20 protein-coding genes are annotated in these 17,589 nt (G+C 69.3%); 17 read left to right on the forward strand and 3 right to left on the reverse strand.

All coding sequences use genetic code 11. The features are described 5' to 3' along the window. Positions 1-10: 10 nt before the first annotated feature. Complete coding sequence (gene lpdA / locus PSEJ31_RS0101775) at positions 11-2,119, forward strand: dihydrolipoyl dehydrogenase (RefSeq protein WP_019398214.1); 2,109 nt, start codon at positions 11-13, stop codon at positions 2,117-2,119. 79 nt (positions 2,120-2,198) lie between these two features. Here lpdA and PSEJ31_RS0101780 read toward each other — a convergent pair whose 3' ends face one another. Beyond that, on the reverse strand, positions 2,199-3,023 hold the full coding sequence (locus PSEJ31_RS0101780; protein WP_037034234.1) for a hypothetical protein: 825 nt from the start codon (positions 3,021-3,023) through the stop codon (positions 2,199-2,201). A gap of 346 nt (positions 3,024-3,369) precedes the next feature. On the opposite strand from PSEJ31_RS0101780, the gene PSEJ31_RS0101785 reads away from it, so the two are divergent. The 13 genes from PSEJ31_RS0101785 to PSEJ31_RS0101845 all read left to right on the forward strand — a co-directional run bounded on the left by PSEJ31_RS0101785 (position 3,370) and on the right by PSEJ31_RS0101845 (position 14,016). Further along, positions 3,370-3,738, forward strand: a complete 369-nt coding sequence (locus PSEJ31_RS0101785) for a hypothetical protein (RefSeq protein ID WP_026010442.1) — start codon at positions 3,370-3,372, stop codon at positions 3,736-3,738. A gap of 72 nt (positions 3,739-3,810) precedes the next feature. After that, on the forward strand, positions 3,811-4,608 hold the full coding sequence (gene atpB, locus PSEJ31_RS0101790) for a F0F1 ATP synthase subunit A (RefSeq protein ID WP_019398217.1): 798 nt from the start codon (positions 3,811-3,813) through the stop codon (positions 4,606-4,608). Between the two features lie 69 nt (positions 4,609-4,677). After that, positions 4,678-4,959 (forward strand): F0F1 ATP synthase subunit C, encoded by a 282-nt coding sequence (gene atpE, locus PSEJ31_RS0101795; protein ID WP_013534007.1) that lies wholly within the window; start codon positions 4,678-4,680, stop codon positions 4,957-4,959. A 122-nt stretch (positions 4,960-5,081) separates the two neighbouring features. Next, on the forward strand, positions 5,082-5,552 hold the full coding sequence (locus PSEJ31_RS0101800) for a F0F1 ATP synthase subunit B (protein WP_019398218.1): 471 nt from the start codon (positions 5,082-5,084) through the stop codon (positions 5,550-5,552). Between the two features lies 1 nt (position 5,553). After that, positions 5,554-6,081 (forward strand): F0F1 ATP synthase subunit delta, encoded by a 528-nt coding sequence (locus PSEJ31_RS0101805; RefSeq protein ID WP_019398219.1) that lies wholly within the window; start codon positions 5,554-5,556, stop codon positions 6,079-6,081. Between the two features lie 75 nt (positions 6,082-6,156). After that, the gene (gene atpA / locus PSEJ31_RS0101810) at positions 6,157-7,704 is read left to right on the forward strand and encodes a F0F1 ATP synthase subunit alpha (RefSeq protein WP_028914470.1); all 1,548 of its coding nucleotides are present in this window, start codon (positions 6,157-6,159) and stop codon (positions 7,702-7,704) included. A 125-nt stretch (positions 7,705-7,829) separates the two neighbouring features. Continuing rightward, entirely contained in the window at positions 7,830-8,693 is an 864-nt protein-coding gene (atpG, locus tag PSEJ31_RS0101815; protein ID WP_019398221.1) for a F0F1 ATP synthase subunit gamma, read from the forward strand. Positions 8,694-8,790: 97 nt separating this feature from the next. Further along, a complete protein-coding gene (gene atpD / locus PSEJ31_RS0101820) occupies positions 8,791-10,188 on the forward strand; it encodes a F0F1 ATP synthase subunit beta (RefSeq protein ID WP_019398222.1) in 1,398 nt (465 codons plus the stop codon). Positions 10,189-10,226: 38 nt separating this feature from the next. Continuing rightward, positions 10,227-10,649, forward strand: a complete 423-nt coding sequence (locus PSEJ31_RS0101825; protein ID WP_028914471.1) for a F0F1 ATP synthase subunit epsilon — start codon at positions 10,227-10,229, stop codon at positions 10,647-10,649. A 374-nt stretch (positions 10,650-11,023) separates the two neighbouring features. After that, complete coding sequence (trpD, locus tag PSEJ31_RS0101830; protein WP_028914472.1) at positions 11,024-12,070, forward strand: anthranilate phosphoribosyltransferase; 1,047 nt, start codon at positions 11,024-11,026, stop codon at positions 12,068-12,070. After that, on the forward strand, positions 12,067-12,423 hold the full coding sequence (locus PSEJ31_RS0101835) for an antibiotic biosynthesis monooxygenase (protein WP_028914473.1): 357 nt from the start codon (positions 12,067-12,069) through the stop codon (positions 12,421-12,423). The genes trpD and PSEJ31_RS0101835 overlap by 4 nt, the downstream gene beginning before the upstream one ends. 79 nt (positions 12,424-12,502) lie before the next feature. After that, entirely contained in the window at positions 12,503-13,297 is a 795-nt protein-coding gene (trpC, locus tag PSEJ31_RS0101840) for an indole-3-glycerol phosphate synthase TrpC (protein ID WP_019398226.1), read from the forward strand. Beyond that, complete coding sequence (locus PSEJ31_RS0101845; RefSeq protein ID WP_028914474.1) at positions 13,294-14,016, forward strand: haloacid dehalogenase-like hydrolase; 723 nt, start codon at positions 13,294-13,296, stop codon at positions 14,014-14,016. Before trpC ends, PSEJ31_RS0101845 begins: the two co-directional genes overlap by 4 nt. 18 nt (positions 14,017-14,034) lie before the next feature. On the opposite strand, the gene crp is transcribed toward PSEJ31_RS0101845, so the two are convergent. Further along, a complete protein-coding gene (gene crp / locus PSEJ31_RS0101850; protein WP_028914475.1) occupies positions 14,035-14,724 on the reverse strand; it encodes a cAMP-activated global transcriptional regulator CRP in 690 nt (229 codons plus the stop codon). Positions 14,725-14,859: 135 nt separating this feature from the next. Here crp and speD point away from each other — a divergent pair, with 135 nt between their 5' ends. After that, the gene (speD, locus tag PSEJ31_RS0101855) at positions 14,860-15,654 is read left to right on the forward strand and encodes an adenosylmethionine decarboxylase (RefSeq protein ID WP_024870477.1); all 795 of its coding nucleotides are present in this window, start codon (positions 14,860-14,862) and stop codon (positions 15,652-15,654) included. 166 nt (positions 15,655-15,820) lie between these two features. Then, positions 15,821-16,138, forward strand: a complete 318-nt coding sequence (gene sugE, locus PSEJ31_RS0101860) for a quaternary ammonium compound efflux SMR transporter SugE (RefSeq protein WP_028914476.1) — start codon at positions 15,821-15,823, stop codon at positions 16,136-16,138. Between the two features lie 148 nt (positions 16,139-16,286). Here sugE and coq7 read toward each other — a convergent pair whose 3' ends face one another. Beyond that, positions 16,287-16,934: a 2-polyprenyl-3-methyl-6-methoxy-1,4-benzoquinone monooxygenase gene (gene coq7, locus PSEJ31_RS0101865; RefSeq protein WP_028914477.1), complete on the reverse strand. Its 648-nt coding sequence runs from the start codon at positions 16,932-16,934 to the stop codon at positions 16,287-16,289. Positions 16,935-17,160: 226 nt separating this feature from the next. Between coq7 and rplM the strand changes: the two genes are divergently transcribed. Further along, on the forward strand, positions 17,161-17,589 hold the full coding sequence (rplM, locus tag PSEJ31_RS0101870; protein WP_019398231.1) for a 50S ribosomal protein L13: 429 nt from the start codon (positions 17,161-17,163) through the stop codon (positions 17,587-17,589).

Here is a 17,589-nt window from a genome sequence, read left to right on the forward strand (position 1 = left end):
CGGAGGGCACATGGCGAACACGATCGAAGTGAAGGTCCCGGACATCGGCGACTACAAGGACGTGCCGGTCATCGAGGTGCTGGTCGCCGTTGGCGACACGGTGAAGAAGGACCAGGGCCTGGTCACGCTGGAGTCGGACAAGGCCACCCTGGAAGTGCCGTCCTCGGCCGAGGGCGTGGTCAAGGAAGTGAAGGCCAAGGTCGGCGACAGGCTGTCCGAGGGCAGCGTGGTCGTGGTGCTGGAAGCCGCCGGTGCCGCCGCGGCGGAGGCGCCGAAGGCGGCCGCCCCGGCTGCCGCCGCGCCCGCGCCTGCTCCGGCCGCTCCCGCCGCGGGTGGCGGTGCGGTCGAGGTCAAGGTTCCGGACATCGGCGACTACAAGGACGTCCCGGTCATCGAGGTGCTGGTCGCCGTCGGCGACACGGTGAAGAAGGACCAGGGCCTGGTGACGCTGGAATCGGACAAGGCCACCCTGGAGGTGCCGTCCTCGGCCGACGGCGTGGTCAAGGAAGTGAAGGTCAAGGTCGGCGACAGGCTGTCCGAGGGCGACGTCGTGGTGGTGCTGGAAGCCGCGGGCGCGGCCGAGGCGCCGGCCCCGGTGGCGCCGGGCAGCAAGCCGCCGGTGACCCCGTCGCACCGCGCCCCGGCCGAGCCCCCGGCGCCGAAGCCGGCGCTGGCCACCGGCCGCCCGGCCGACATCGAATGCCGCATGGTCGTGCTCGGCTCCGGCCCCGGCGGCTACACCGCCGCGTTCCGCGCCGCCGACCTGGGCCTGGATACGGTGCTGGTCGAGCGCTATTCCAGCCTCGGCGGCGTATGCCTCAACGTCGGCTGCATCCCGTCCAAGGCGCTGCTGCACTCGGCCGCGATCATCGAGGAGGCCGCGCACGCCGGCGAGTGCGGCATCGAGTTCCCGGCGCCGAAGATCCACCTGGACAAGCTGCGCGAGTACAAGGAGAAGGTCGTCGGCCAGCTGACCAAGGGCCTGGCCGGCATGGCCAGGCAGCGCAAGGTGCGCGTGGTCCAGGGCGTGGGCAAGTTCGTCTCGCCCAACGAGCTGGAGATCACCGGCGCCGACGGCAAGGTCCAGCTGCTGCGCTTCGAGCAGTGCATCATCGCCGCCGGGTCGCAGGCGGTGAAGCTGCCGAACTTCCCGTGGGACGACCCGCGGATCATGGATTCGACCGACGCGCTGGAACTGGCCGAGGTGCCGAAGAGGCTGCTGGTCGTCGGCGGCGGCATCATCGGCCTGGAAATGGCCACCGTGTACAGCGCCCTGGGCGCCAAGGTCACCGTGGTCGAGTTCATGGACCAGCTGATGCCGGGCGCCGACAAGGACCTGGTCAAGCCGCTGGCCGACCGCCTGAAGAAGCAGGGCATCGAGGTGCACCTGAAGACCAAGGCGGCCGGCGTGAAGGCCGACAAGAAGGGCATCACCGTGACCTTCGAATCGGCCGTGGAAGGCCAGAAGCCGGAGCTGGAGTCGGGCACCTGGGACCGCGTGCTGGTCGCCGTCGGCCGCGCGCCGAACGGCAAGAAGATCGACGCGGAAAAGGCCGGCGTGCAGGTCACCGAGCGCGGCTTCATCCCGGTCGACCGGCAGATGCGCACCAACGTGCCGCACATCTTCGCCATCGGCGACATCGTCGGTAACCCGATGCTGGCGCACAAGGCCACGCACGAGGGCAAGCTGGCCGCGGAAGTGGCCGCTGGCGAGAAGAAGGAGTGGGTGGCGCGGGTGATCCCGTCGGTGGCCTACACCAGCCCGGAAATCGCCTGGGTGGGCGTGACGGAGACCGAGGCCAAGGCCAAGGGGTTGCAGGTCGGCGTCGGCAAGTTCCCGTGGGCGGCCAGCGGCCGCGCCATCGGCATCGGCCGCACCGAGGGCTTCACCAAGCTCATCTTCGACGAGGCCACCCACCGCATCATCGGCGCGGGCATCGTCGGCGTGCATGCCGGCGACCTGGTCTCCGAACTGGCGCTGGCGATCGAGATGGGCGCCGAGGCCGGCGACATCGGCCACACCATCCACCCGCACCCGACCCTGGGCGAGACGGTGGCGATGGCGGCCGAGGTGTACGAGGGCACGATCACCGACCTGTACATCCCGAAGAAGAAGTAAGCCGGCGCCGCTGGCACCGCAACGAAGAACCCCGGCCTGCGCCGGGGTTCTTCGTTTCCGCAGGTGTCGCCGGCGCGGTTCAGAACGCCAGGGTCACGCCCACCACCGGGCCCTTGAAGCGCTGGTCCCAGCCGGCCAGGCCGTCGCGCATGCCGTCGCCGGAGACCGTGCGCTTGACGTCCAGGCGGTACCACTCGTAGCCGGCGAACAGGCCGAAGTTGTCGGTGAAGCGGTACTCGGCCACGGCGTTGGCGCGGGTGATGCTGCCGTCATAGTCGCCGAAATCGCCCCAGTCCGCGTCCAGGTACTGGCCCTGCAGGTTCAGCAGCCAGCGCTCGCCCGGGCGCGCGGTCAGGCGCACGCCGACCACCGGGGCGTAGCCGTCCTCGCTGGTGTCGTCGCTCCAGCGGTCCTCGCCGGCCTCCGCCACCAGGGTGGCCTTGGCCTTGGCCCACTCGGCGCCGATCTGCAGGCCCAGGCTGAAGGAATCGGTCTGCACCACCGAGTAGTCGTACAGCAGGCTGGCCAGCTGGAAGTCCAGCGTGGCCTCGGCGTAGCTGCCGGCGGGGATGGTGATGTCGTCGTAGGAGAGGTTCTCGCCGAGGGTCTCGCGGCGGCTCTTGTCGTAGTTGAAGTAGTCGAACACCAGGCGCTGGCGCTCGGACAGGCGGAACACGCCGTCGATGCGCGGCACCCACTCGTCGCTGCCGAAGTCGAAGCCTTGGGAGAAGCGGTACGGCTCGCCCATGAAGGTGGTGGAGGCCGACAGCTCGGTCTCGGCGGCGGCGCTCATCGCACCCACGCGCAGGGTGAAGCGGTCGCCGCGCGCGTCCTGGGCGGCGGCGGTGCCGGCGCAGGCCAGCAGGGCGGTGGCAAGCAGGGCGGGGGCGTGGTGGAAGCGCATCGGGTCGGGCTCTCGTGGGAGGAGGGGCCGCCACTATGCGGGCGCGTGCGGTCCAGAACCCGTGAGCCCGGCGCACAGGCCGGGTGAAGGCGGGCCACCCTACCAAGGCAGGCCCCTACCAAAGACGAAGGCCCCGGTGGGGACGGGGCCTTGGCGGCGACGGATCGACGAGGTACTCCGCGGCTGCAGGGGCTTACGACCGGGATTTTCCCGGCAAGTTCCCGCCCGGGGGCCGTGACTTGCGTCGGTTGTCCCGCAAATTGTCCCGCTGCTATACTTTTGCGGCTCAACGGGCGCATCTGCTGCAGTGCAGCCTGCTTCCGCCTCCCCTCACAGGTACCGTCGCGTGATCAATTCCGTTGCCGCAGCCCGGCGACAGGCCGTTCGCGCGATTGCCTGGCAGGCGATGGCGACGCTGCTGACCGCGCTGGCCTGCCTCTGGCAGGGCTGGAAGGCGGGCGCGGCGGCGCTGGTGGGCGGGGCTGCGGTGCTGCTGGGCGGCTGGATCGCGGCCCGCATCGGACTGGGCGGCGGCATCACCGGGGCGGTTCCGGCGATGGCGCGGCTGCTGGCAGGGATGCTGGCCAAGTGGTTCGTCCTGGTCGCCGTGATGGTGATCGGGGTGGTCGCCCTGGGATTGCCCCCGCTGCCGATGCTGGCGGCGGCGGCGGTCTCGCTGGTGGCGCAGGTACTGGCCATGGCGCGACATCCCTGAACGGCTCAGGCCGACGGGGCCGTTATACCGCAACACACAACTCCAGGTCGTTAGCACAGGAAGATCGGACCTATGGCGGGCGAGGCGGAACTTACCCCTACCAGCTACATCCAGCACCACCTGCACAACCTGACGGCGCACGTCGGCGAGGGCAGCTTCTGGACGATTCACGTCGACACGCTGGTGACCTCGGTCCTGATGGGCCTGCTGATGGTCTTCCTGTTCTGGCTGGCCACCCGCAAGCCGACGTCCGGCGTGCCGGGCAAGTGGCAGGCCTTCGTCGAGATCTGCCTTGAATTCGTGGACCGCCAGGCCCGCGACACCTACCACGGGACCAGCAAGCTGGTGACGCCGATCGCGATCACCCTGTTCTTCTGGATCCTGCTGATGAACCTGCTGAAGATGATCCCGGCGGACTTCATCGTGCAGCCGCTGCACGCGCTGGGCGTCTCCTCGTGGAAGCCGGTGCCGACCGCCGACGTCAACGCCACCCTCGGCATGTCGATCAGCGTGTTCTTCCTGATGCTGTTCTTCGCGCTGCGCGCCAAGGGCCTGGGCCACTTCACCGCCGAGTTCCTGACCGCGCCGTTCGGCAAGTGGATGATGCCGTTCAACCTCATCCTCAACATCGTCGAATGGCTCAGCAAGCCGATCTCGCTGGCGATGCGACTGTTCGGCAACATGTTCGGCGGCGAGATCGTGTTCCTGCTGATCTGGGTGCTCGGCGGCGCCGGCCTGCTGGGCATGCTCGGCGGCGCGGTCTTCGGCTTCGGCTGGATGATCTTCCACCTGCTGGTGATCCCGCTGCAGGCCTTCATCTTCATGATGCTGTCGATCGTGTACCTGAGCCTGTCCGAAGACAGCCACTGATTTCCCCCATTCGCTTCACCCTTCGTTCCCACCGTTTCACCAACTCAGCTATCCGTTCCGGAGAAAACCATGGAAACCGCACTGACCGCCCTCGCTTCCGTCCAGGCTTCGACCGTTCTGGCCATCGGCATCATGATCGGCCTGGCCGCGCTGGGCGCCGGCCTGGGCCTGGCCATCATGGCTGGCAAGTTCCTGGAATCGGCCGCCCGCCAGCCGGAACTGATCCCGGTGCTGCAGGTCCGCATGTTCATCACCGCCGGCCTGATCGACGCCGCGTTCATCATCTCGGTCGCCGTGGGCCTGCTGTTCGCCTTCGCCAGCCCGTTCCTGGTCGGCGGCCTGGCCCCGTAACTGCCGGATCGTTCGATTCGACGGGTCTGCCGCCGGTCCGCTTCGCGGGAACCGGCGGCGGCATGTAGGCAGCCTCGCGGCGTCCGCGCCGCAGGCTCCCTGAGCACAGGCAGAGCGTACCAATGAACCTCAATCTGACTCTTTTCGCCCAGGCGCTGGCCTTCGCAGGCCTGATCTGGCTGGTCGCCACCAAGATCTGGCCGCCGCTGCTCAAGGCCCTGGAAGAGCGCCAGCAGAAGATCGCCGAGGGCCTGGCCGCGGCCGACCGCAGCCAGAAGGACCTCGCCCAGGCGCAGGACAAGGTCAACGAGCTGCTGAAGGAAGCCCGCGCCAAGGCCAACGAGATCATCGACCAGGCCCACGCGCGCGCCAACCAGATCGTCGACGCGGCCCGCGAGGAGGCCATCGTCGAGGCCAACCGCCAGAAGGCGCTGGCCCAGGCGGAGATCGAGGCTTCGGCCAACCGCGCCCGCGAGGAGCTGCGCAAGCAGGTCTCCCTGCTGGCGGTGAGCGGCGCCGAGAAGCTGCTGCAGCGCGAGATCGACGCCAACGCGCACAAGGCGCTGCTGGACGAACTGGCGGCCGAGATCTGACATGAGCCAGGCGCTGACCCTCGCACGTCCCTATGCCCGCGCCGCCTTCGGCGCGGCCCGCGACCAGGGCCGCCTGGACGCCTGGTCGCAGGCGCTGGCGTTCTCGGCGCAGGTCGCTGCCGACCCGCGCGTGGCCAGGCTGCTGCTCAACCCGGAACTGGGCGACGAGGCGGCCATCGCGCTGCTGGCGCCGCAGGACGCCGACGACAGCTTCCGCCGCTTCCTGGCGGTGCTGGCCGAGGCCGGCCGGCTGCCGCTGCTGGCCGAGATCGCCGGCCTGTTCGAGCAGCTGCGCGCCGAGGAACAGCGCGTGGTGCGGGCCAAGGTCACCTCCGCCACCGAGCTTTCGGCCGAGGAGCTGGAGAAGATCCGCGCCGCGCTGCGCCGCCGCTTCGGCCGCGAGGTCGAGCTGCAGCAGGCGGTGGACGCCAGCCTGATCGGCGGCGCCGTGATCGACACCGGCGACGTGGTCATCGACGGCTCGCTCAAGGGCAAGCTGGCGCGCCTGCAGACCGCCCTGGCGGGCTGACGGACGCCGCACCCAGACAGTTCACTTTTCAGGTCGCGACCCGGGATGCCGGCGAGCGACTCCAAGGAAACCAACATGGCTACCACGCTCAACCCCTCCGAAATCAGCGACCTGATCAAGTCCCGCATCGAGCAGGTCAAGCTCTCGGCCGAGGCCCGCAACGAGGGCACGGTGACCAGCGTGTCCGACGGCATCGTGCGCATCTTCGGCCTGGCCGACGTGATGCAGGGCGAAATGATCGAGCTGCCGGGCAACACCTACGCGCTGGCCCTGAACCTGGAGCGCGACTCGGTCGGCGCCGTGGTCCTGGGCGACTACGAACACCTGCGCGAGGGCGACGTGGCCAAGACCACCGGCCGCATCCTCGAAGTGCCGGTCGGGCCGGAGCTGCTGGGCCGCGTGGTCAACGCCCTGGGCGAGCCGATCGACGGCAAGGGCCCGATCAACGCCAAGCTGACCGCCCCGGTCGAGCGCGTGGCCCCGGGCGTGATCTGGCGCAAGTCGGTCGACCAGCCGGTGCAGACCGGCTACAAGTCGGTGGACGCCATGATCCCGATCGGCCGCGGCCAGCGCGAGCTGATCATCGGCGACCGCCAGACCGGCAAGACCGCGATGGCGATCGACGCGGTCATCAACCAGAAGAACACCGGCATCAAGTGCGTGTACGTGGCGATCGGCCAGAAGGCCTCGACCGTCGCCAACATCGTGCGCAAGCTGGAGGAGAACGGCGCGCTGGAGCACACCATCGTGGTCGCCGCCACCGCCTCCGAGTCGGCCGCCATGCAGTACATCTCGGCCTACGCCGGCTGCACCATGGGCGAGTACTTCATGGACCGCGGCCAGGACGCCCTGATCGTCTACGACGACCTGTCCAAGCAGGCCGTGGCCTACCGCCAGATCTCGCTGCTGCTGCGCCGCCCGCCGGGCCGCGAGGCGTACCCGGGCGACGTGTTCTACCTGCACTCGCGCCTGCTGGAGCGCGCCGCGCGCGTCTCGGCCGAGTACGTGGAGAAGTTCACCAACGGCGAGGTCAAGGGCAAGACCGGCTCGCTGACCGCGCTGCCGATCATCGAGACCCAGGCCGGCGACGTGTCCGCGTTCGTGCCGACCAACGTGATCTCGATCACCGACGGCCAGATCTTCCTGGAAACCGACCTGTTCAACGCCGGCATCCGCCCGGCCGTGAACGCCGGTATCTCGGTGTCGCGCGTCGGCGGCGCCGCCCAGACCAAGATCATCAAGAAGCTGTCCGGCGGCATCCGCATCGCCCTGGCCCAGTACCGCGAGCTGGCGGCGTTCGCCCAGTTCGCCTCCGACCTGGACGAGGCCACCCGCAAGCAGCTGGAGCGCGGCCAGCGCGTGACCGAGCTGATGAAGCAGAAGCAGTACGCGCCGATGCCGATCGCGCTGCAGGCCCTGTCCATCTACGCGGTCAACGAGGGCTACCTGGACGACGTCCCGGTCAACAAGATCGGCGCCTTCGAGGAAGGCCTGCACGCCCACTTCATCAACACCGCCGGCGAGCTGGTCGAGCGCATCAACAACACCGGTGCCTGGGACGACGAGATCGAGGCGGCGTTCAAGAAGGGCATCGAGGAGTTCAAGACCACGGGCTCCTACTGAGTCCGTGGGATTTGGGATTCGAGATTCGGGATTCGTAGGAAAACAGGGTTCGTGACGGGACACGGGATGCGCCTTCGGCCAATCCCCGTTCCCGAATCCCGAATCCCGGCGAGCGGAGCGAGCTAATGGCAGGCGGCAGGGAAATCAAAACCAAGATCAAGAGCGTGCAGAACACCCGCAAGGTGACCCGCGCGCTGGAGATGGTCTCGGCCTCCAAGATCCGCAAGGCGCAGGATCGGATGCGGACCTCGCGCCCGTACGCGCAGGCGATGAAGCAGGTGATCGGCCACCTGGCCCAGGCCAACACCGATTACCAGCACCCGTTCCTGGTGCAGCGCGAGCAGGTCAAGCGGGTCGGCTACATCGTGGTCTCCTCCGACCGCGGCCTGGCCGGCGGCCTCAACAACAACCTGTTCCGCAAGCTGCTGGGCGAGATCCGCCAGCACAACGAGCAGGGCGTGGAGGTCGACATGGTCACCATCGGCCAGAAGGCGCAGGCCTTCTTCCGCCGGATCAAGGTGAACATGGTCGGCAGCGTCTCCCACCTGGGCGACATGCCGCACCTGGACGACCTGGTCGGCGTGATCAAGGTGATGCTCGACGCGTACACCGAGGGCAAGGTCGACCGCGTGTACGTGGTCTACAACCACTTCGTGAACACGATGAGTCAGAAGGCCACGTTCGACCAGCTGCTGCCGCTGCCGGCGGCGCAGACCGACGTGCCGGCCCACGACTGGGACTACATCTACGAGCCCGACGCGGCCAGCGTGCTGGACCACGTGATCACCCGCTACATCGAGTCCCTGGTCTACCAGGCGGTGCTCGAGAACGTCGCCTCGGAGCACGCGGCGCGCATGGTGGCGATGAAGGCCGCCAGCGACAACGCGACCAAGCTGATCGGCACGCTGAACCTGGTCTACAACAAGGCCCGCCAGGCGGCGATCACCCAGGAAATCTCCGAGATCGTCGGCGGCGCGGCGGCGGTCTGACGCGAACACCAAGCGGCCGCGCCTTCCGGCGGCGGCCATCAGGAAAAACCTTCGGCGACCCGGTCGCGAGAAATTTCAAGAGTCTGAGGAAATCACCATGAGTCAGGGCAAGATCGTTCAGATCATCGGCGCGGTCGTCGACGTCGAGTTCCCGCGCGCGGAAGTGCCGAAGGTGTACGACGCGCTGAAGGTCGAAGGCACCAACATCACCCTGGAAGTGCAGCAGCAGCTGGGCGACGGCGTGGTGCGCGCGATCGCGCTGGGCTCCACCGACGGCCTGAAGCGCAACCTGGTTGCGACCAACACCGGCCGCGCGATCTCGGTTCCGGTCGGCGCCGGCACCCTGGGCCGCATCATGGACGTGCTGGGCAACGCCATCGACGAGGCCGGCCCGGTGCAGGCCTCCGACCACTGGGAGATCCACCGCGCCGCCCCGTCCTACGAGGACCAGTCCTCGGCCACCGAGCTGCTGGAGACCGGCATCAAGGTGATCGACCTGATGTGCCCGTTCGCCAAGGGCGGCAAGGTCGGCCTGTTCGGCGGCGCCGGCGTCGGCAAGACCGTCAACATGATGGAGCTGATCAACAACATCGCCAAGGCGCACTCGGGCCTGTCGGTGTTCGCCGGCGTGGGCGAGCGCACCCGCGAGGGCAACGACTTCTACCACGAGATGAAGGAGTCGAACGTCCTCGACAAGGTGGCGATGGTGTACGGCCAGATGAACGAGCCGCCGGGCAACCGCCTGCGCGTGGCCCTGACTGGCCTGACCATGGCCGAGTACTTCCGCGACGAGAAGGACGCGTCCGGCAAGGGCAAGGACGTGCTGCTGTTCATCGACAACATCTACCGCTACACCCTGGCCGGTACCGAAGTGTCCGCGCTGCTGGGCCGCATGCCGTCGGCGGTGGGCTACCAGCCGACCTTGGCCGAGGAAATGGGCGTGCTGCAGGAGCGCATCACCTCGACCAAGACCGGTTCGATCACCTCGATCCAGGCCGTGTACGTGCCCGCGGACGACCTGACCGACCCGTCGCCGGCCACCACCTTCGCCCACCTGGACGCCACCGTGGTGCTGTCGCGCCAGATCGCCGCGCTGGGCATCTACCCGGCCGTGGACCCGCTGGACTCGACCAGCCGCCAGCTGGACCCGAACGTCATCGGCCACGAGCACTACGACACCGCGCGCCGCGTGCAGGCCACGCTCCAGAAGTACAAGGAGCTGAAGGACATCATCGCGATCCTGGGCATGGACGAGCTGTCGGAAGAGGACAAGCTTGCCGTGTCGCGCGCCCGCAAGATCGAGCGCTTCTTCAGCCAGCCGTTCCACGTGGCCGAGGTGTTCACCGGCTCGCCGGGCAAGTACGTCTCGCTGAAGGACACCATCCGCGGCTTCAAGGGCATCGTGGACGGCGAGTACGACCACCTGCCGGAGCAGGCGTTCTACATGGTCGGCACCATCGAGGAAGCCGTCGAGAAGGCCAAGAAGATCGCCTGAGCGCGGTCTTCCTTGGACACTGAGCACAGCGAGGCAGCATGAGCACCATCCGTTGCGACATCGTCAGCGCCGAGCAGGAGATCTTCCACGGCGAGGCCACCCTGGTCGTGGCCACCGGCGAGCTGGGCGAGCTGGGCATCGCGCCCCGGCACGCGCCCCTGATCACGCGCCTGAAGCCGGGCAAGGTGGTGGTGACGCTGCCGGACGGCTCGCAGCTGGACTTCGCCATCTCCGGCGGCATCCTCGAGGTGCAGCCGCAGGTGGTGACGGTGCTGGCCGACACCGCGATCCGCGCCGAGGACATCGACGAGGCCGCGGTGCGCAAGGCCAAGGAAGAGGCCGAGCGGGTGCTGGCCAACCGCAGCGAGGCGATGGAAGTGGCCGAGGCGCAGCAGCGCCTGGCCGAGGTCACCGCCCAGCTGCAGGCGCTGGAGCGCCTGCGCCGCAACCTCAAGCACTGACGCTGCTCCCGGCCACGGCCGGGCAGGGTTACGCGAACGCCGGCCCCGGGGCCGGCGTTTTGCGTTTGGGGGCCGGGAATGGACCAGGGGCTGGCAAGACTCATGGCCCGCTTGTGGCATGCCCGCGTGCTACAAGCGGCTTCCGGCGCGTCGGGGGGCGTGTGGTCCGGTTCCCGCCCCTGGAGTGGGCGCCCCGGCAACGGGTATTCCGATGCTCGCAGCCCGGATGAGCGAAGCAGGCCCCGGGAACCGGCTGCGGCAGGCGCCCGGGAGCCCGGCGCGCCATCCCGGATGCGCCCTACGGCCTGTCCCGGGGCCACGCACGCGCCACCGCGATAAACTCGCCCGGGTACCCCCGCACAGCCGCCATGACCATGACCTTCACCCCGCAGGAAGCCCTGCAACGCACGATCGAACACCGCGAGATCTTCCACGACGAGATGGTCGACCTCATGCGCCAGATCATGGGCGGGCAGGTCTCGCCGGTGATGGCCGCGGCCATCCTCACCGGCCTGCGGGTGAAGAAGGAGACGGTGGGCGAGATCGCCGGTGCGGCCACGGTGATGCGCGAGTTCTCGCGCAAGGTCGAGGTCGCCGACCGCAGCCATCTGGTCGACATCGTCGGAACCGGCGGCGACGGCTCGCGCACCTTCAACATCTCCACCTGCTCGATGTTCGTGGCCGCCGCGGCTGGCGCGCGCGTGGCCAAGCACGGCGGGCGCAGCGTGTCCTCCAGCTCCGGCGCGGCCGACGTGCTGGAAGCGCTGGGCGCGTCGATCGAGCTGCAGCCGGAGCAGGTGGCCGAATCCATCGCCCGCACCGGCATCGGTTTCATGTTCGCGCCGATCCACCATCCGGCGATGAAGGTGGTCGCGCCGGTGCGTCGCGAGATGGGCGTGCGCACGATCTTCAACATCCTGGGCCCCCTGACCAACCCGGCCGGCGCGCCCAACATCCTGATGGGCGTGTTCCATCCCGACCTGGTCGGCATCCAGGCCCGCGTGCTGCAGGAGCTGGGTGCCGAGCGCGCCCTGGTGGTGTGGGGCCGCGACGGCATGGACGAGATCTCGCTGGGCGCGGCCACCCTGGTCGGCGAGCTGCGCGACGGCAAGGTGCGCGAGTACGACATCCATCCGGAGGACTTCGGCATCGCCATGTCGGCCAGCCGCAACCTGAAGGTCGAGGACGCGGCGCAGTCGCGCGGCATGCTGCTGGCGGTGCTGGACGGCGCCCCCGGCCCGGCGCGCGACATCGTCCTGCTCAACGCCGCCGCCGCGCTGTACGTGTCCGGCGTGGCCGAGGACATCCCCGACGGCATCGGCCGCGCGCGGCAGGCGATCGACTCCGGTGCCGCCCGCGCGGCGCTGGACCGCTACGTCCAGACCAGCCGCGCGCTGGCCGCGGAGGCGGCCCCGGCATGAGCGAGGGACGCTTCGCCACGCTGCCGGCACCGCCGTACTACATGGTGGTGTTCGCCTCGCAGCGCAACGACGCCGACCCGGAGGAATACGCCGGCGCCGCGGAGCGCATGGTGGCACTGGCGCGCCGGCAACCCGGTTTCCTGGGCGTGGAGTCGGTGCGTGGCGCCGACGGCTTCGGCATCACCGTGTCGTACTGGGAAAGCGAGGCGGCGATCGCCGCCTGGCGCGCGCACGCCGAGCACGCGGAGATCCGCCGCCACGGCCGTGCCCACTGGTACGAGCGCTACGAGCTGCGCGTGGGCAGGGTCGAGCGCGCCTGCGGCTACCGCGCCGGCGTGCCCGCCGCCGACTGAACGGCGCCGGGCCGCGCCCGGCTCATGCGAGAATGCCGGTCCCGGCCCCGGCCGGGGTGCCGCGCCATACAGGGACCCCATGAGCGACATCCTGCAGACCATCCTGGCCCGCAAGGCCGAAGAAATCGCCGAGCGCCGCGCGCGCCTGCCGCTGGCCGAGGTGGCTGCCCGCGCCCGCGATGCCGGGCCGGTGCGCGGCTTCGCCGCGGCCCTGCAGGCCGCCATCGCCCAGGGCGACCCGGCGGTGATCGCCGAGATCAAGAAGGCCAGCCCGTCCAAGGGCGTGATCCGCCCGGACTTCCGCCCGGACGAGATCGCCGTCAGCTACGAGTTCGGCGGCGCCTCCTGCCTGTCGGTGCTGACCGACGTGGACTTCTTCCAGGGCGCGGACCAGTACCTGCAGCAGGCGCGCGCGGCCTGCACCCTGCCGGTGCTGCGCAAGGACTTCACCATCGATCCCTACCAGGTGCACGAGGCGCGCATGCTCGGCGCCGACTGCATCCTGCTGATCGTGGCCGCGTTGTCCGACGAGCAGCTGGCCGAGCTGTCCGGCACCGCGCTGGAACTGGGCATGGACGTGCTGGTCGAGGTCCACGACATCGACGAGCTGGAGCGCGCGATCCAGGTGCCGGTGCCGCTGGTGGGCATCAACAACCGCAACCTGCGCAGCTTCGAGGTGTCGCTGGACGTGACCCTGGGCATGAAGGACGCCGTGCCGCGCGACCGCCTGCTGGTCACCGAGAGCGGCATCCTCGGCCCGGCCGACGTGGCCCTGATGCGCCAGGCCGGGGTCCACGCGTTCCTCGTCGGCGAGGCCTTCATGCGCGCCGAGGAGCCGGGCGAGGCCCTGCGCCAGCTGTTCTTCGAAGCATGAGTACCTGGCCCGAACCCAAGGCCGACGCGCCGCTGGTGGTGTTCGACTTCGACCACACCCTGTACGACGGCGACTCCGGCAGCCACCTGTTCGCCTGGCTGATCCGCCGCAGCTGGCTGCGCACCCTGGTGGCGCTGCTGGCCACGCCGGTGCTGGGGCCGATGGTGGCGTTCCTGCCGACCCGGCGCTGGGGCATCTCCGGCTACGCCTGGATCGGCAGCTTCGGCATGCACCGGGTGCGCGAGTTCGACCGGGTGATCGACCGCTACGTGGCCACCCACCGCGAGGAGATCGCCGCGCGCCTGCTGCCGACCGCGCTGGAGGTGTTCGCCAACCACCGCGCCCGCGGCGACCGCGTGGTCGTGGCCACCGGCGCGCCGCCGGAACTGGCGCGGGCGATCCTGGGCTTCGTCGCCCACGCCGACGTGCCGGTGGTGGGCACCGAGGTCGGGCCGCGCCTGGGCGGGGTCAAGGCCACCCGCCACTGCCACAACCGCGAGAAGGTGCGGATGCTGCGCGAGCGCGGCTATGGCGACATCGACATGGCCTACAGCGACAGCACCGCCGACCTGCCGCTGCTGCAGGCCGCGCGCCAGCCGGTGGTGGTCAATCCCAAGCGCGGGCGCGAGGCGTTCTTCCGGCAGGTGCTGCCGGCCGGGACGCCGATCCTCAACTGGGGCTGCAAGGACCGCGGCGGCGAGGCACCGCCCCGGGCCTGATCCACTGAACGGTTAAGTTCAGCGCGTGCCGTAGACCACGACGGTCTTGCCGCGCGCATGCAGCAGGCCGTCGGCCTGCAGCTTCTTCAGCACGCGGCCGGCCATCTCGCGCGAGCAGCCGACCAGGCGCGCCAGCTCCTGGCGCGAGACCCGCAGCTGGGTGCCCTGCGGGTGCGACATGGCGTCCGGCTCGCGGGCCAGGTCGTGCAGGGTGCGCACGATGCGGTCGGTGACGTCGAGGAAGGCCAGGCGGCTGGCCTTGCGGCTGGTGGTCAGCAGGCGCCGCGACAGCTGCACGCCGATCGAGTACAGCAGGCGCGGGGCGTCGGCCGCCAGCGAGCCCAGCATCAGCTGCTGCAGGCGCTCGTAGCTGATCTCGGCCAGTTCGCAGGCCGCGCGGGTGCGGAGGATCACCTCGCGGCTGTCGGTCTCGATGAACAGGCCCATCTCGCCGACGAACTCGCCCGGGCCGTAGTAGCCCAGGACCAGTTCGCGGCCATCGTCTTCCTCGGCGATGATGCTGACCGAGCCGCTGACCACGTAGTACAGGGTCCCGGCGGGGTCGCCAGGCCTGAACACGTCGGTGCGGTTGGGGTAACGTCGGCGCTGGCAGTGGACGAGGAATCGGTCGACGACGGTCTGGTCCAGCGACAGGGGGCTGGTGGCAAAACGCACGGGAGACACGGCGGCAGGATTCCTGGCGTTCATGAATTGGGGGTATGGGGCAAGCGAAGGGTACCCCCGTGTCGCCCGGGGGGCAAACTCCGGTTCACGGAGCGTATCCCCCCTTCATCGGCTTTGCCGCATAATGGCGCGTTTCCCACCCCCAGAGGCATGACCGCCGTGGTCAAACCCCTGCCGCGCCTGAGGCTGCAAGGCTTCAACAACCTGACCAAAGCGCTGAGCTTCAACATCTACGACGTCTGCTACGCGGTCTCGGAGGACGAGCGCCAGCGTTACATCGAGTACATCGATGAGGCGTACAACGCCGACCGCCTGACCCAGATCCTGACCGACGTGGCCCGGATCATCGGCGCCAACATCCTGAACGTGGCCCGCCAGGACTACGACCCGCAGGGTGCGTCGGTGACCATCCTCATCTCCGAGGAGCCGGTGATCGACAAGAAGCAGGCCGGCAAGGAGGTCATCTCCGACGCGGTGGTGGCGCACATGGACAAGAGCCACATCACCGTCCACACCTACCCGGAGACGCACCCGCAGAACGGCATCGCGACCTTCCGCGCGGACATCGACGTGGCCACCTGCGGCGTGATCTCGCCGCTGAAGGCGCTGAACTACCTGATCGAGAGCTTCGAGTCCGACATCGTGGTGATGGACTACCGCGTGCGCGGCTTCACCCGCGACATCAAGGGCAAGAAGCACTACATCGACCACAAGATCAACTCGATCCAGGACTTCCTGGCCAAGAACATCCGTTCGCGCTACGAGATGATCGACGTGAACGTGTACCAGGAGAACATCTTCCACACGAAGATGCACCTGAAGGAGTTCGACCTGGACACCTACCTGTTCGAGGAGAAGGCGCGCAACCTCTCGTTCAAGGAGCGCATGCGCATCGAGGCGCTGCTCAAGCGCGAGATCGAGGAGCTGTTCCACGGCCGCAACCTGGTCGAGTGACGGTTACGCGCGGTTGCGCCGGCGCCGGGTATCCCGGCGCCCGCTGAAATCCAGGCGGGACGGCCCGCCCGCGGCACGCGCCGCGAACGCAGGACCGACGGCGGTCCGGAACCATGTTCCGGGCCGCTTTCGCGTCCCTGGCCCGGTGGAAAGGAGGAGATCGACGATGTCCTGGATCCTGCTCGTGCTGGCCGGCCTGCTGGAAGTGGCATGGGCCGTGGGCCTGAAGTATTCGCAGGGCTTCACCCGGCCGTTGCCCAGCGCGGTCACCGTGGTGGCCATGCTCGGCAGCTTCTGGCTGCTGGCCACGGCGCTGAAGCACATCCCGCTGGGCACCGGCTACGCGGTGTGGGTCGGCATCGGCGCGGTCGGCACCGCCCTGCTGGGCATGCTGGTGTTCAAGGAGCCGGCGACCACCGCGCGGCTGCTGTGCATCGGCCTGATCGTGGCCGGGATCGCCGGCCTCAAGCTCACCAGCGCCTGAGCGCCCGCGCCGGGAGCGGGCCAGGGCGTTGGCACGGGGGAGTACGTGGACACGCGCCGGTGGCCTGTCATCCGCCGCACCCCGGATGCGCTGTGCCTGCCCGGGCTACGGATCAACCCCCGATCACCAATCACCAATCCCGGATCCATCAGATCCGGTACGCCACCAGCTTCATGAACTTCGAGGCCAGGGCCATCGCCTGCGGAATCGGCGGCGGCAGCACCCGCGCGCCGGCGTGCTCGGCGTTGTCGGCGTGGCGCGCCTCGTCCTCCTTCATCACCCGGATGATCTCGCGGCTGCGCTGGTCGCCCGGCGGCAGGCTGTCCAGGTGCTCGTCCAGGTGGGCTTCGACCTGGCGCTCGGTCTCGACCACGAAGCCCAGGTTCCAGCCGTCGCCGCGCAACCCGGCCAGCGAGCCGATGGCGTAGCTGCCGGCGTACCACAGCGGGTTGAACAGGCTGGGGCGGCTGTCCAGCTCGCGCAGCCGCTGCGCGCACCAGGCCAGGTGGTCGGTCTCCTCCTGGGCCGCGTCCAGCAGGTGCTGGCGGGTGGCCGGGTCGCGTGCCACGGCGGCCTGGCCGAAGTACAGGCCCTGGGCGCAGACCTCGCCGACGTGGTTGATCCGCATCAGGCCGGCGGCATGGCGGCGCTCGGCCCGCGGCAGCACCGGGTCCCCGGCGCGGGCCGGGCAGGGGCGGGACGCCGGCGGATCGCCCAGGGTGGTCTCCAGCGCGCGCTGGACCTCGACCAGGACGCGGTCCAGGGGGGAGAGCTGGCGGGCGGCGACGGACGACATGGGCGAACCTCCTGCGTGGAACGGGGGATTGTCGGCCGGCCCGCGGGCGTCGCCAAGTGAAGCCGCCCCCCGGACGCGGCGCCTGCGGCCGGAGTACCCGGCGGCTTGCGCCGGACCGCGCGGATGCGCTACCATCCCGCGTCTTTGCTGCACCCTTCACAACGCGAGGCAAAGTTCCGTCCGGGCAATCCGGTGCGGAATCCGCCCGACCAACCTTCGAGTCCCCATGAAGACCTTCATCGCCAAGTCCGAGACCGTCCAGCGCGACTGGTATCTCGTCGACGCCTCCGGCAAGACCCTGGGCCGCCTGGCCGCCGAGCTTGCCCACCGCCTCCGCGGCAAGCACAAGCCCACCTACACCCCTCACGTTGACACCGGCGACTACCTGGTCGTGATCAACGCCGAGAAGATCGCCGTCACCGGCAAGAAGCTGCAGGACAAGATGTACCACCGCTTCACCGGGTACGTCGGCAACCTGAAGAGCGAGACCCTCGCCCAGGCGCTGGAGCGCCACCCGGAGCGCGTGATCGAGATCGCGGTCAAGGGCATGCTGCCCAAGGGCCCGCTGGGCCGCGCGATGTACCGCAAGCTCAAGGTCTATTCCGGTTCCGAACACCCGCACGCGGCGCAGCAGCCGAAGCCGCTGGAAATCTGA

Origin of the sequence: Pseudoxanthomonas sp. J31, from assembly GCF_000510725.1 — a bacterium.
Taxonomy (GTDB): Bacteria; Pseudomonadota; Gammaproteobacteria; order Xanthomonadales; family Xanthomonadaceae; genus Pseudoxanthomonas.